The 13,287-nt window shown below is 63.8% G+C and carries 13 protein-coding genes; all 13 read left to right on the top strand.

Going from position 1 to position 13,287, the window contains the following annotated elements; all coding sequences use genetic code 11:
• Nucleotides 1-8: 8 nt before the first annotated feature.
• Nucleotides 9-263: an acyl carrier protein gene (locus AB6O04_RS10505; protein WP_337341946.1), complete on the top strand. Its 255-nt coding sequence runs from the start codon at nucleotides 9-11 to the stop codon at nucleotides 261-263.
• A gap of 22 nt (nucleotides 264-285) precedes the next feature.
• Nucleotides 286-852, top strand: a complete 567-nt coding sequence (locus AB6O04_RS10500) for a hypothetical protein (RefSeq protein WP_368563828.1) — start codon at nucleotides 286-288, stop codon at nucleotides 850-852.
• Nucleotides 845-2,566: an AMP-binding protein gene (locus tag AB6O04_RS10495; RefSeq protein WP_368563826.1), complete on the top strand. Its 1,722-nt coding sequence runs from the start codon at nucleotides 845-847 to the stop codon at nucleotides 2,564-2,566. Before AB6O04_RS10500 ends, AB6O04_RS10495 begins: the two co-directional genes overlap by 8 nt.
• Nucleotides 2,556-3,359, top strand: coding sequence for a glycosyltransferase family 2 protein (locus AB6O04_RS10490; protein ID WP_368563825.1), 804 nt, complete (start codon nucleotides 2,556-2,558; stop codon nucleotides 3,357-3,359). The genes AB6O04_RS10495 and AB6O04_RS10490 overlap by 11 nt, the downstream gene beginning before the upstream one ends.
• Nucleotides 3,356-4,303, top strand: a complete 948-nt coding sequence (locus tag AB6O04_RS10485; RefSeq protein ID WP_368563824.1) for an acyltransferase — start codon at nucleotides 3,356-3,358, stop codon at nucleotides 4,301-4,303. Before AB6O04_RS10490 ends, AB6O04_RS10485 begins: the two co-directional genes overlap by 4 nt.
• A complete protein-coding gene (gene hutH / locus AB6O04_RS10480; RefSeq protein ID WP_368563823.1) occupies nucleotides 4,284-5,840 on the top strand; it encodes a histidine ammonia-lyase in 1,557 nt (518 codons plus the stop codon). The genes AB6O04_RS10485 and hutH overlap by 20 nt, the downstream gene beginning before the upstream one ends.
• Nucleotides 5,830-6,258: an acyl-CoA thioesterase gene (locus tag AB6O04_RS10475; protein ID WP_368563821.1), complete on the top strand. Its 429-nt coding sequence runs from the start codon at nucleotides 5,830-5,832 to the stop codon at nucleotides 6,256-6,258. The genes hutH and AB6O04_RS10475 overlap by 11 nt, the downstream gene beginning before the upstream one ends.
• A 65-nt stretch (nucleotides 6,259-6,323) precedes the next feature.
• A complete protein-coding gene (locus AB6O04_RS10470; RefSeq protein ID WP_368563820.1) occupies nucleotides 6,324-6,977 on the top strand; it encodes an outer membrane lipoprotein carrier protein LolA in 654 nt (217 codons plus the stop codon).
• The gene (locus AB6O04_RS10465; RefSeq protein ID WP_368563819.1) at nucleotides 6,970-9,363 is read left to right on the top strand and encodes an MMPL family transporter; all 2,394 of its coding nucleotides are present in this window, start codon (nucleotides 6,970-6,972) and stop codon (nucleotides 9,361-9,363) included. The genes AB6O04_RS10470 and AB6O04_RS10465 overlap by 8 nt, the downstream gene beginning before the upstream one ends.
• Nucleotides 9,360-10,325, top strand: coding sequence for a class I SAM-dependent methyltransferase (locus AB6O04_RS10460; RefSeq protein WP_368563818.1), 966 nt, complete (start codon nucleotides 9,360-9,362; stop codon nucleotides 10,323-10,325). The genes AB6O04_RS10465 and AB6O04_RS10460 overlap by 4 nt, the downstream gene beginning before the upstream one ends.
• Complete coding sequence (locus AB6O04_RS10455; protein ID WP_368563816.1) at nucleotides 10,322-11,560, top strand: NAD(P)/FAD-dependent oxidoreductase; 1,239 nt, start codon at nucleotides 10,322-10,324, stop codon at nucleotides 11,558-11,560. Before AB6O04_RS10460 ends, AB6O04_RS10455 begins: the two co-directional genes overlap by 4 nt.
• Nucleotides 11,548-12,099: a DUF3261 domain-containing protein gene (locus AB6O04_RS10450; RefSeq protein ID WP_368563815.1), complete on the top strand. Its 552-nt coding sequence runs from the start codon at nucleotides 11,548-11,550 to the stop codon at nucleotides 12,097-12,099. The genes AB6O04_RS10455 and AB6O04_RS10450 overlap by 13 nt, the downstream gene beginning before the upstream one ends.
• Entirely contained in the window at nucleotides 12,096-13,286 is a 1,191-nt protein-coding gene (locus AB6O04_RS10445; protein WP_368563814.1) for a beta-ketoacyl-ACP synthase, read from the top strand. Before AB6O04_RS10450 ends, AB6O04_RS10445 begins: the two co-directional genes overlap by 4 nt.
• Nucleotide 13,287 lies beyond the last annotated feature (1 nt).

The raw sequence follows: 13,287 nt of genomic DNA, 5'->3' as shown, positions 1-13,287 counted from the left end.
GTAGCAAGATGACCAAGAACGAACTTTTCGACCGGATCGTGGCGATCCTGCACGAGTCCTTCGAAATCGAACCGTCCCGGATCAAACCGGAAGCACGTCTCTACGATGATCTGGATATCGACAGTATCGACGCGGTGGACCTGATCGTGCAGCTCAAGCCCTTGCTGGGCCGTGGGCTGCAGCCTGACGCGTTCAAATCCGTGCGCACGGTGCAGGACATCGTCGATGTGCTGTTCGGGCTGATCCGCGAAGAAGCCGCCTGAGACCGGCCGCAGGCGTATTCCTTTGGCCCGCGCTCCTTTGGCTCGTGCTCGCGCGGTGGTGTTTCTTGCGCTTTCGCTGGCGTACCCGCTAGTGGTCTATTTCGCGCTCGGGCGTTTCGAGCCGCGCTGGATGGCATTGCTGCTGTTCGCGCTGGCTTTGCTGCGTGCCGTTGCGACACGGCAGGCGGTCTGGCTGGTGGCTGCCGGCAGTGCCGGGTTGCTGGCCGCGCTGGCCACCCTATTCAACGATGCCTTGCCTTTGAAACTCTATCCCGCACTGGTCAATGCCGCGATGTTGGCGGTGTTCGCCATCAGCCTGCGCTTTCCGCCTTCGGCCGTCGAACGCATCGCCCGTCTCAGCGATCCGGACCTGCCGCCGCAAGGTGTGGTCTATACGCGTCGCGTGACCCAGGTGTGGTGCGTTTTCTTTGTGTTCAACGGCGTTGTCGCGCTGGCGACGGCGTTGTGGGCTTCCGACCGGGTTTGGGCGTTCTACAACGGGTTGTTGGCGTACGTGTTGATGGGCGCGCTGTTCGGCGGCGAGTGGTTGATCCGGCAGCGGGTGATGGCGGCGCACCGGCATGGCTGATTGGATTTCCCTGGATGCGGTGGCGGTGTCGGCACGTCCCGGCCGACTGGTCGCCTGTGCCGGAACGGACGCGAGCGAAAGCGGTACCACCGACCATGCTGCTTTTCGTCGACGTGCCGCGCAGTGGCGCGCCGCTTTTTCCGCCAGGAGTGGACAGGACTGGGCGCTGTATTTCGAAGACACGGCGGAATTCGCAGCAGCGTTGTACGGCGCCTGGCACGCTGGCAAGCGTGTGTATCTGGGCGGCGACAATCTGCCGGCCACCCTGGCGCGTTTGCAGCCGCATGTGACGGGTTTCGCGGGCGATATTCCGTTGGAACACGCGCCGTTGTCTGCGGAGATGAACGACAGCGCCGACGGCGATAACGGCGCTTTGGATGAATGGGCACCGCTGGGCGAAGAGTCGACCCGGCTGATGGTGTTCACTTCGGGCAGCACCGGTGAACCGGTCGCCATCGAGAAAAAGCTGCATCAATTGGCACGCGAGGTCGAAGCATTGCAGGCGGCGTTTGGCGCCGACCTGGGCGATGCCACCGTGCACGGTACGGTTTCGCATCAACACATCTATGGCTTGTTGTTCCGGGTGCTGTGGCCGTTGGCGGCCGGCCGCGCGATCGTGCCGCGGACGTTCTTTCCCGAAGACATGGCGGCGGCGTTGGCGCGGCGGGATTCGGTGCTGGTCGCCAGCCCCGCGCACCTGAGGCGCATGCCGGAACAACTGGATTGGGCGTCGTTGCAAGGACGTGTGCGGGCGGTGTTCTCGTCGGGTGGCGCGTTGCCGGCCGAATCCGCACTGGCGGCGAAGCGTTTGCTGGGCGTGGCGCCCACCGAGATCCTGGGCAGCAGCGAAACCGGCGGTATCGCCTGGCGACGCTGGAACGGCGAGCAACCGGCTTGGCGTGCGTTGCCTGGCGTGCACTGGCGCGTGGAGCGAGATGTGTTGGAAGTCAGGTCGCCGCATTTGCCGCAGGACGACTGGTGGCGCAGCCAGGACCGTGCGGAAGCCGATGGCCAGGGTGGGTTCCGGCTGTTGGGCCGGGCCGACCGCATCGTCAAGATCGAAGAGCGCCGCGTCTCATTGGATGCGCTGGAAAGGCAGCTCGCCGAACACGAATACGTGCGGGAAACCAAAGTCCTGTCGTTGGCGGGCACCCGCAGTACCTTGGCTGCCGTTGTCGTGCCCAACGAAGCCGGTTGGCAATGCCTGCACGAGATCGGAAGGCGCGGCTTTTCCCTGCAACTCGGCCAGCATCTGGCCAACAGCCAGGATGCGGTAACGCGTCCGCGTCGGTGGCGTTTCGTCGAAGCGATGCCGGTCAACGCGCAGGGCAAGCCGACCGAAGCAGTGCTGACCGCGCTGTTCCGGCCTGAGCGTCCGCAACCGCACTGGCTGATGCGCGATGAGTCGGCGGCCGAACTCGAACTGGATCTGGATCCATCGCTGGCGGCGTTCGATGGCCATTTCACGCAAGCGGCCATCCTGCCGGGTGTGGCACAGCTGGATTGGGCGATTCGTTTTGGCCGCGAGGCCTTCGCGCTGCCGCCGCGTTTCCTGCGCATGGAAGCCCTGAAATTTCAACGTGTGGCGCGTCCCGGCGATCGCTTGAAGTTGAATCTGGAGTGGCAGCCGAGCAAGCACACGCTGAGCTTTCGCTACGTCTCCGTGCATGGTCCGCATGCCAGCGGCCGAGTGGTATTCGGCCATGACGACTGATATGGCAGTGGACATGCCATGGTCCCTGGCCGAGCACGGCGATTTCCGGCCGTGGGTGCTGATCCCGGTGTTCGATCATGAGCACGCCATCGGCGCAATGGTGCAAGGCGTGATGGCGACGGGTCAGCGCTGCCTGCTGGTGGACGACGGTTCCCGCGAATCCTGCGCGCGTGTGCTGGACGCGCTGGCGCGGGAGCACGCCCCGCAGGTGACCCTGCTGCGTTTGCCGCAGAACCAGGGCAAGGGCGGCGCAGTGCTGGCGGGTTTCCGGGAAGCGGCGCGCCTGGGTGCCACGCACGTATTGCAGATCGATGCGGATGGTCAGCACGACCCCCGCGATATTCCACGATTTCTGGAACATGCCCGCCGCGCACCCGCGAAAGTGATCTGCGGCACTCCCGAATACGACGCCAGCGTGCCCAAGGGCCGCTTGTACGGCCGTTACCTGACCCATGTATGGGTGTGGATCAATACGTTGTCGTTCGCCATTCGCGATTCGATGTGCGGTTTTCGGGTGTATCCGTTGCCGCCGGTGCTGTGTCTGATGGAACAGGAAACCATCGGCAAGCGGATGGATTTCGATATCGAGGTGATCGTGCGTTTGTTCTGGCGCGGCGTGGAAATCGAGAACCTGCCAACGCGGGTGACCTATCCCAGCGACGGGGTTTCCCACTTCGACGTCTGGCACGACAACGTGCGGATCAGCCGCATGCATACGCGCCTGTTCTTCGGCATGCTGCGGCGGCTGCCGCGGCTGTTGCGGATGCGCGCCACCCGGCCGGCCCGCGCATGAGTGCCGCGCGTGGTCAGCATTGGGCGGACATCGGCGAATCGACATCCGCCGCCGGCATCCTGTTCCTGTGCGGTATTCATCGGTGGCTGGGGCGCTGGCCGTTCCGGATCTGCGTCTATCCGGTGGTGCTGTTCCACTGGCTGACCAACGCCACGGCACGCAAAGCATCGCTGCAGTATCTGCAGCGTCTGCATGCGCATCGTGGAGTGTTCGAAGCGGCACCGGGTTGGCGGCACAGCCTGCGTCATTTCGCCTGTTTCGCCGAGACCCTGTTGGACAAGATCCTGGCGCTGGGCCACCGCTATCCTGCGCAGCAGGTGCGGATGCATCGCGAACAGATGCTCGCGGCCATCGCCAGCGGGCAGGGCGGCGTGATCATCACCGCGCACATCGGCTGCCTGGAACTGTGCCAGGCATTGGCCGATCGCGTGCCCGGGTTTCGCTTGACCGCGTTGGTGCACACCGCGCACGCGCAGCGCTTCAATCGGCTGATCCGCCGGCTAGACCCGCAGGGCAAGGTGGAGCTGCTGCAAGTGACCGATCTGGGGCCCGCCACCGCGGTGATGCTGGCTGAACGCGTTGCGCGTGGCGAATTCATCGCCATTGCCGGCGACCGCGTTCCTCTGCGCGGCGGCCGCAGCGTGCGAGTGCCTTTCCTGGGGCATCCGGCGCCATTTCCCATCGGCGCCTACGTACTGGCTTCGGCATTGGCGTGCCCGGTCTTCACGATGGCCTGCACCCATGCGGGGCAGGGCTACGACATCCGTTTCGAACGCATCGCCGACCGCATTGTTCTACCCCGTGGTTCGCGCGATGCCGCACTGGCCGAACAGGCCACGCGTTTTGCACAATGGCTGGAAGCGCAGGTTAGTGGCGCTCCTTACGACTGGTTCAATTTCTTTCCCTTCTGGGATCAGGTTCCGCATGACGCCTCCACCGAATGAATCCCCGTCGCCGCGCTTTGGCGACGCTCCGTTGCGCATCGAAGACGTGGTGGCGCTGTCGCGTCGCCGCGCGGTAGCGGAGTTGTCGGAAGATCCCGCGTTCCGCGCGCGCATTACCCGCGGTGCCGATTTCCTGGATCGGCTGCTGAAAGAAGACGGCGTGATCTACGGCGTGACCACCGGCTACGGCGATTCGTGCACCGTCAACATTCCCCCGGAACTGGTCGCGGAACTGCCGCATCATCTGTTCGCCTACCACGGCTGTGGGCTTGGGCGTTTCCTGGATGAAGCAGAAACACGCGCGGTTTTGGCCGCGCGGTTGGCGTCGCTGGCACGCGGGATGTCCGGCGTCAGTCTGCCGCTGCTGGAAGGCTTGGTGCTGCTGCTCAAGCACGACGTGCTGCCGTTGATTCCGGCCGAGGGTTCGGTGGGCGCCAGCGGCGATCTGACGCCGTTGTCCTACGTGGCCGCGGTGCTGTGCGGCGAGCGCGAGGTGATGTACCAGGGCCAGCGGCGCGCCGCGAAGGAAGTGTTGGCCGAGATCGGCATGGTGCCGTTGCAACTGCGGCCTAAGGAAGGCCTGGCCATTATGAACGGCACCGCGGTGATGACCGCGCTGGCTTGCCTGGCGTTCCATCGCGCGGAGTATCTGTGCCGGTTGGCAACGCGGTTGACCGCCTTCAATGTGCTGGCCAGCGCCGGCAATGCCCATCACTTCGATGCGGTGTTGTTCGCCGCCAAGCCGCACCCCGGACAATCACGAGTGGCGCAGCGTTTGCGCGAAGACCTGCATAGCGACCGGCCGCCTCGCAACGAGCAACGTCTCCAGGATCGCTATTCTCTGCGCTGCGCGCCACACGTGATCGGTGTGCTGGAAGACGCATTGCCGTTCCTGCGCCAGTTGATCGAAACCGAACTCAACAGCGCCAACGACAATCCGCTGATCGATCCCGACCGCGAACAGATCCTGCACGGCGGCCATTTCTATGGCGGGCATATCGCCTTCGCGATGGATTCCATGAAGAACGCCGTGGCCAACATCGCCGATCTTCTGGATCGTCAATTGGCGCTACTGGTCGACACCCGCTTCAATCATGGCCTGCCGTCCAACCTGTCCGCCGCCAGCGGCCCGCGCGCTGCGATCAACCACGGTCTGAAGGCCTTGCAGATCAGCGTGTCGGCATGGACCGCCGAAGCGCTCAAGCTGACCATGCCGGCGTCGGTGTTCTCGCGCTCCACCGAATGCCACAACCAGGACAAGGTCAGCATGGGCACGATTTCCGCCCGCGACTGCCTGCGTATTGTCGAATTGACCGAGCAGGTAGTGGCCGCCATGCTGATTGCGGCGCGTCAGGGCATTGAGCTACGCCAACGCGTGGCCGGACCGCAATCGGAATTGCGCGACGAGCCGGCGGCGATGTACGACGATCTTCGCCAACGCATCCCGCTGATCGAAGAGGATCGCGCTTTGGACGTCGAGTTGCGCGGATTGCTGGACGATATCCGCAGCGAACGCTGGGCGTTGTATGCCGACTGACAAGCCGTCTCATCTGCACCATGCCGTGACGCTGAGTCCGGCCTTCCACGACTGCGATCCCATGCAGGTGGTCTGGCATGGCAATTACTTCAAGTATCTGGAGATCGCTCGCTGCGCCTTGTTGCAGGGTTTGGACTACGACTACCCGCAGATGTCCGAGTCCGGCTATCTGTGGCCGGTGGTGGATGCGCGCATCAAGTACATCCGGCCGTTGCGCTATGCGCAGCCGTTGCGCGTGCATGCGCAAATCAGCGAATGGGAAAACCGGCTGAAGATCGATTACCGCATCGACGATGCCGAAACGGAACAAACCCTGACCCGCGCCCACACCATTCAGGTGGCAGTCGATGCGGTTTCCGGCGAGATGCTTTATGTCTGTCCTCCTGTGCTTTGGGAAAAGCTGGGAGTAAAGGTATGAGGTCAAAGAACGATCGGTCGTATTCACACGGGCAAGGGCGTAGCGTCTACGTCCCGGCAAAAAGCATGTGCCCCAAACGAAGTGGTTCGAATGGGTTTGGGCGCGTGTTGGTATGGCTGGTACTGTTGTCGCTAGCGGTCGCCGTGCTGCCGTGTGCGCAGGCCGACGACGATCTGAATCTTGTGCGCCAGCGCGTGGCGCAGGTCCCGGTACTGCGCGGCGACTTTGAACAGGAAAAGAAGATCAGCGGCTTCAAGAGCCCGCTGCGCTCGCAAGGCAGCTTTCTGCTGGCGCGCGACAAGGGCGTGGCCTGGACCACGGCAAAACCATTTCCCTCGGAAGTGGTGTTGACTCGTGATCGGATCCTCAGCCGCCAGCGCGATGGCAGTACCCGCACCGAAATGGACGCCCGCCAGCAACCCGCATTGCACTCGGTCAACCTGATGATGTTCGCGTTGATGAGCGGCGATGTGGAATCGCTCTCATCACGCTTCAACATTCAAGTCCAGGCGCAGTCGAAAGACGGTTGGCGGATCACCCTCAAGCCAAAGCCGGGTGCACTGGCGCGTTCGTTCGAATCCATCGTGCTGAACGGCGACCGCTATGTGCGCCAGGTTGAAATTGCCGAAGCCAATGGCGACCGCACGCAGCTGAAGTTCTCCAACTTCCGCGAATCACCAGCGAGCTTGAGCGCGGACGAGGCAAAGCGCTTTGACTGAGCCGGCGAGCCCCAATGAGGCACGCCCCAATGAGGCGCGCCCCGGTAGTGAGCGTTTCGCGAAGGCGTGGCGTTGGCTGGGGCTGGCGTGGCTGTTGGCGGTCGTCGCGGTGGGATTCCATCAGTGGCACTTCTGGCAGCAATCACGCATCGACAGCGATGTGCTGGCACTGTTGCCGCAGGACGCTGACGACCGCGTGGTGGCCGACGCTACTCGCCGCATCGCTGACGCCAGTGCGCGCCAGATGGTGGTGCTGTTGGGAGCGGACACGCCAGAACGGGCGAAAGCAGCGGAGGCGGCTTTTCGTGGGCGCCTGGATGACCTCCAGAAAGACGACCAGCTGCCGTTCGAGGAAAGCGAGTCTGCCGAGAGCTGGTTCGACACGGCACGGGAGTTCTATGCGCCTTATCGTAATCGCGTACTGACGGCGGAGCAGCGAAGCCGTTTATCCCAGACATCTGCCGACGCATTGGCCCAAGAAGCGTTGGCGGCGCTGTACGGCCCCATGGGCGCGCCGCGCCTGACGCAGTGGCGGGTGGATCCGCTAGGGCTCTGGCCGCAATGGTGGAGCGCACGCGCGGCTGCATCGGGTTTGCGCATGGGGGACGACGGGTTGTTGCAGGCCGAGGATGGCTATTGGGTGGTGTTGCGGTTTCAAACCCGCGCATCGGCCTTCGCGTTGAATGGCGAACGCGTCATCCAGGATGCGTTGGATTCGGCCACCGATGCCGCGCGCAAACAAGTGCCCGGCTTGCGCGAGCTGCGCGCGGGTGTGCCACTGCATGCGGAAGCCGCGGCGGTGCAGGCGCATCGCGAGATCAATACCATCGGCTGGGGATCGCTGGCGGCGGTGCTGTTGCTGACGTGGCTGGCGTTCCGTTCGCTGCGGCCAATCCTGTTGGTGGCCCTGTCGTTGTTGATCGGTTGCGCCGCGGCGCTATCGGTCACCGCGCTGGTCTTCGGCAAGGTGCATTTGCTGACCCTGATCTTTGGCGCCAGCCTGGTGGGCGTGGCCGAGGACTACGGCATCCATTGGTTCGCCGCACGCCAGGGTGAGCACAAGAAGAATAACTGGTCGCTGCTTCGTCACTTGCTGCCAGGACTGGTATTGGCGCTGGTGACCAGTGCGTTGGCGTATCTGGCGCTGGGCTTGGCACCGTTTCCGGGTCTTCGCCAGATGGCGTTGTTCTCCGTGGTCGGCTTGGCCGCGGCGTTTCTCACCGTCGTGTGCTGGTTTCCGTTCGTGGGGGGGCGCCGTCCTCCTGAGACGAGGTTCTCACAGCGGTTGGGTGGCGCATTGCCGCGTTGGCCCAGCGTGCGCGTCAACCGAGCATGGACAGTGGCGGGGGTGCTGGCCGTGTTATTTGTCGCCTTGGGTTTGTGGCGGCTTGGTACCAACGACGACCTGCGCAGCCTGCAATCTTCACCTCGGACGTTGATCGAACAGCAAGCGCAGATCGGGCGATTGCTGGGCATGCCCAGCCCCGCGCAGTTCTATCTGGTCCGCGGCGCGGACGCAGAACAGACGCTGCAGCGGGAAGAAGCCCTGATAGAGAAGCTGGGCCGCTTGAAAGCCGAAAACAAAATCGGCGGCTACCGGGCCATCAGCGATTGGCTGCCTTCGCGAAAGCGCCAGACTTCCGATGCGGCACTGACGGCGCATGCGGAGACGGCGGTGATGTCGCGGGTATCCACGCAATTAGGCGAGGACCTGCAGAGGCAGCCGCCCGCCGCGGGAAACATCGAAGCGGATGCCTTCTTGCAATCGCCAGCCTCAGAACCGTTCCGTCATCTCTGGTTGGGACCGCTGGGTGATGGCGTGGCCACGGTGGTGTTGGTGGACGACCTCTCCCAAGCAGGCGCATTGGATCTGCTGGGCGCGCAGGCCAAGAACTTGGAAGGGGTGCGCTGGGTCAACCGCACCGCCGATTTTTCGAAGCTGCTGGGCCATTACCGGCAGATGATGACCTGGCTGTTGCTGGTGGGCGTGCTGCTGATTTTCGCCGTGCTGTATTGGCGTTATCGCGGCCTTGCCTGGAGGGCGTTACTACCGACGCTGCTGGCAGGCTTGTTGACGGTCGCGTTGCTGGGTTGGCTGGGACAACCGCTGCAGCTGTTCAATGTGCTGGCCTTGATGCTGTTGCTGGGCATGGGCATCGACTATGGCGTGTTCCTGGTGGAGCACCAGGGCGATCCCAGCGCATGGCTCGCGGTGTCGGTCGGAGCGGCCAGTACCTGGTTGTCGTTCGGCTTGCTGGCGTTGTCGTCCACGCCGGCATTGCGTGCCTTCGGGATGACGTTGCTGTTTGGCATCGGACTGGTGTGGTTGATCTCGCCGTTGTTCCGGCCGACTTCGAACATGACCGCAAAAGAGCCAGGACCATGAGCGCGGCGAATCCTTTCGACAACGATGCTTCCATGGCGGACATGCCAAGGTGCCACGCGTCCGCCGTGCCAGCGCCCTCGGCAACGTCGCCGGAGTCGCCAGTGGACTGGGCGACGGTGACGTTGCCAAAAACATGGCCGGACATCACGCCATGGTGGCAGCCCGCGATGGCGCGCAAGCTGTTCAGCAAATTCCGCGGCAAGCAACGTAGCCGGGTAGAGCTGCCAGAGAACTTGCCAGGCGCGCACCGGATTCCCAAATACCTGCTGCAGGAATTTCATAACCTGCCCAACGGCAATTATTCGCACCGGGTAACCCGCGGCTATGTGCGCGGGTTTGAGCGCGCCATGCTGGGCCATATGCGACAAGGTCGCGCGCAGGTTGCCGAAAGTTTGCGGAACAGCGCACGCGCGGTGGATATCGGCTGTGGCGGCGGGTATCTGGCGGCGGCCATGCGGCAGGCGGGCGTCGCCGAAGTCTGGGCGCTGGAGCCGTCGCCATATCTGCTCAGTCTCGCGGCGCGTCAGCATCCGGACATCCATTGGCGGCAAGGCGTAGCCGAGGACAGTGGATTGCCGGACGGCTACTTCGACGCGGTCGGCATCAGCTTCGTGTTGCATGAAATCCCGCCGCATTACCTGCGTGGTTTCTGCGCCGAACTCAGGCGCATCACGCGTCCTGGCGCGCGACTGGCCTTGCTTGAGCCTTCGCCGTTGCAGTGGCGGGAAAGCGCATGGCCGCTGTTCCGGCGCTATGGCTGGCGTGGCGTGTATTTCCGCTGGATGGCGCGGCGCGTCTTCGAGCCGTTCGCCGATGCCTGGCACAAGCTCGATTTCCCGGCGTTGCTCGCCGAGCATGGTTTCGTCGTCACCCGTGACGACATCGGCTGCCCCTTTCGTTTTCTCGTTGCCGAACGCATCGGCGACGTTTCTCAATCTAATTCAACAGGTAAACAGGCATGACGGCTGTCAGGGAAAGAACCGACGTTCTCATCATCGGCGCGGGTCCGGCGGGCTCGGTGGCGGCCGCGCTGCTGCGGCAGCAGGGGCGCAAGGTGCTGATCGTGGAGCGCGAACAGTTCCCGCGCTTTTCCATTGGCGAGAGCCTGTTGCCGCAAAGCATGGAGTACATCGAAGCGGCGGGTCTGTTGCAGGACGTCGTGGAAGCCGGCTTCCAGTACAAGAATGGCGCGGCCTTCGTGCGCGGCGAGCGCACCACCGAGTTCGATTTCCGCAACAAGTTTTCGCCGGGGTGGGGCACCACCTATCAGGTGCAGCGCGCCGACTTCGATCATGTGCTGGCCAAAGGTGCTGAGCGAATGGGTGCGGAGGTGCGTTACCGCCACGAAGTGCTGGCGGTGGAACCCGGTGAAACACCGCAAGTGACGGTGCGCTCACCGGAAGGTGTGGAATACGTCATCGAAGCCGACTTCCTGCTGGATGCCAGCGGTTTCGGCCGGCTGCTGCCGCGCTTGCTGAAGCTGGAAACACCTTCCAACTTCCCGGTGCGTGGCGCCATCTTCACTCACGTCCGCGACCACATTCCGGCGGATGCGGGTTTCGACCGCAACAAGATCCTGATCACCACGCATCCGGAACACGTCGACGTCTGGTACTGGACCATTCCGTTCTCCAACGGCTGCTGCTCGTTGGGCGTGGTGGCGGAGCTGGAATTCCTCAACCGTTACCAGGGCACCGAACTGGAACGCCTGCAAGCGATCGTCGGCGAAGACCCCAACCTGACGCGATTGCTCAAGAACGCGGAATGGGCCGTGCTGCCGGTGCGGCAGATCACCGGTTACTCCGCGAACGTCAAATCGCTTTGGGGGCCGGGCTATGCGCTGCTGGGCAATGCAGGTGAATTCCTGGACCCCGTGTTCTCGTCCGGTGTGACCATTGCGTTCAAGTCAGCGCAGTTGGCGGCCGAGTGCCTGCGCCGCAAGTACGCGGGCGAGCAGGTCGATTGGGAGACGGATTTCTCGATTCCTTTGCGCGACGGCGTGCAGACGTTCCGGCGCTTCGTTGAATCCTGGTACGAAGGCGGATTCCAGCAGATCATTTTCCATCCCAATCAACAGCCGGAAATCCGCGGGATGATCTGCTCGATCCTGGCCGGCTATGCGTGGGACAAGAAGAATCCTTACGTGGCGGAAACGCAGCGCCGCTTGCGCGTGCTGGAGCAACTGTGCGGCGTTTGATCGCCCTCGCATTGCTTTGCTTGTCGCTGACGGCATGTCTGCAGCAGCGGCCGCCTGCGCCATTGGCGGAGCTGCCGCCGTTGCGCCTGGTGCCGGCGGCGCTGGGCCATGAGTTGTCGGTGCAGCAGAAGCTGCACTTTCGTTTCGGTACGCAGCAGCGTGAGCTGGATGCGTTGTTGGAAGTGGACGCGTCCGAAGTCCGGTTGGCGGTGCAGGCGTTGGGCCAGACCGGCGTGAATCTTCGTTGGGACGGCACCGAGCTGCATCAGCAGCGGGCCTCCTGGCTGCCGGAAACGGTGCGCGGCGAACGCGTGTTGGACGACCTGCAGTTCGTTCTGTGGCCTGCCGATGCCATTCGCGCGGCACTGCCGCCGGATTGGCGGCTGGAAGAGCAAGGCGGCGAGCGCCGTTTGCTGCACGGCGATACGGTATGGCTGTCCGCCACGCGGCTAGATGCGCAGCGCGTGCGGCTGGAGAACTTTGCCGAGCGCTATAGTCTGGAGATCGAGTCGGCGGACGTTGGAGCGCCCGGACCATGAGCGGCGCCCGCGTCTATCTCAATGACCTAGGCATCATCTGCGCATTGGGCGAAGGCAAGGCGGAAGTGCGCCAAGCGTTGTTCGCCTCCGATACGCCCCACGGTGTCGCCATCTCCGATGCCATGACACCCGGCAGGCCGATCGCGATCGGCCATGTTCAATCGCCTTTGCCCGAAATCATTGAGCGGCCTTTGCCCTTGCATGGCCGCAACAACGCTTTGTTGGCCGCCGCATTCGCGCAGATACGCAACGCTGCCAGTCAGGCCATCGCGCGCTATGGTGCCGACCGGGTGGCGGTGATCCTGGGCACCAGCACATCCGGCATCGGCGAAGCCGAGCAGGCGCTGCCGCGATGGCAGGACACTGCGCATTGGCCGGCGGACTTCCACTATTCGCAACAGGAAATCGGCGCGCCGTCGCGCTTCCTGGTCCACGAATCCGGTGCGCGAGGCCCGGCGTGGACCATTTCCACCGCGTGTTCGTCGAGCGCGAAGGCGTTGGCGTCGGCGGCGCGGTTGCTGCGTGCCGGCATCGTCGATGCGGTGATCGCCGGCGGTGCGGATTCGCTTTGCCGCTTCACCATTGAAGGCTTTACCGCGCTGGAATCGGTCTCACCCGCGCGTTGCAATCCGTTTTCACGCAACCGTAACGGCATCAACATCGGCGAAGGTGCCGCGTTGTTCCTGATGACGCGCGAACCGGGGCCGGTGCATCTGGCTGGCTGGGGCGAAACCTCCGATGCCCACCACATTTCCGCGCCGGAGCCTCAGGGCATCGGCGCGGTCACTGCCATCCAGCAGGCGCTTTCGCGGGCCGGCATCGACGCGCGGCAGTTGGACTACGTCAATCTGCACGGCACCGCGACGCGCCAGAACGATGCCATGGAAAGCTTGGCGGTCACAACGGTATTCGGCGATGAAGTGCCGGTCAGTTCCACCAAGCCTTTGACCGGCCACACGCTAGGCGCGGCCGGCGCAATCGAGGCCGGTCTGTGCTGGCTCAGCATGGTCGACAATGCCGATGGATGGCTGCCTCCTCACTGGTGGGATGGCGAAGCCGATCCGGCATTGCCGCCGCTGCGTTTCGTACAGCCCGGCGAGCGCGCAACCAGGCCGCTGCGGCATGTGCTGAGCCAATCGTTCGCGTTCGGCGGCAGCAATGCCGCTTTGTTGTTCGGAGTGGAGTGAG

Source organism: Pseudoxanthomonas sp. UTMC 1351 (genome assembly GCF_040948865.1).
Lineage (GTDB): Bacteria > Pseudomonadota > Gammaproteobacteria > Xanthomonadales > Xanthomonadaceae > Pseudoxanthomonas_A.
This window is presented reverse-complemented; position numbering and strand designations above follow the sequence as displayed.

Bases quoted from the DNA above. Each gene is read 5' to 3' on its own strand.
- AB6O04_RS10505 (WP_337341946.1), top strand. From the start codon at position 9: ATGACCAAGAACGAACTTTTCGACCGGATCGTGGCGATCCTGCACGAG.
- AB6O04_RS10495 (WP_368563826.1), top strand. From the start codon at position 845: ATGGCTGATTGGATTTCCCTGGATGCGGTGGCGGTGTCGGCACGTCCC.
- AB6O04_RS10490 (WP_368563825.1), top strand. From the start codon at position 2,556: ATGACGACTGATATGGCAGTGGACATGCCATGGTCCCTGGCCGAGCAC.
- AB6O04_RS10485 (WP_368563824.1), top strand. From the start codon at position 3,356: ATGAGTGCCGCGCGTGGTCAGCATTGGGCGGACATCGGCGAATCGACA.
- hutH (WP_368563823.1), top strand. From the start codon at position 4,284: ATGACGCCTCCACCGAATGAATCCCCGTCGCCGCGCTTTGGCGACGCT.
- AB6O04_RS10475 (WP_368563821.1), top strand. From the start codon at position 5,830: ATGCCGACTGACAAGCCGTCTCATCTGCACCATGCCGTGACGCTGAGT.
- AB6O04_RS10470 (WP_368563820.1), top strand. From the start codon at position 6,324: ATGTGCCCCAAACGAAGTGGTTCGAATGGGTTTGGGCGCGTGTTGGTA.
- AB6O04_RS10460 (WP_368563818.1), top strand. From the start codon at position 9,360: ATGAGCGCGGCGAATCCTTTCGACAACGATGCTTCCATGGCGGACATG.
- AB6O04_RS10455 (WP_368563816.1), top strand. From the start codon at position 10,322: ATGACGGCTGTCAGGGAAAGAACCGACGTTCTCATCATCGGCGCGGGT.
- AB6O04_RS10445 (WP_368563814.1), top strand. From the start codon at position 12,096: ATGAGCGGCGCCCGCGTCTATCTCAATGACCTAGGCATCATCTGCGCA.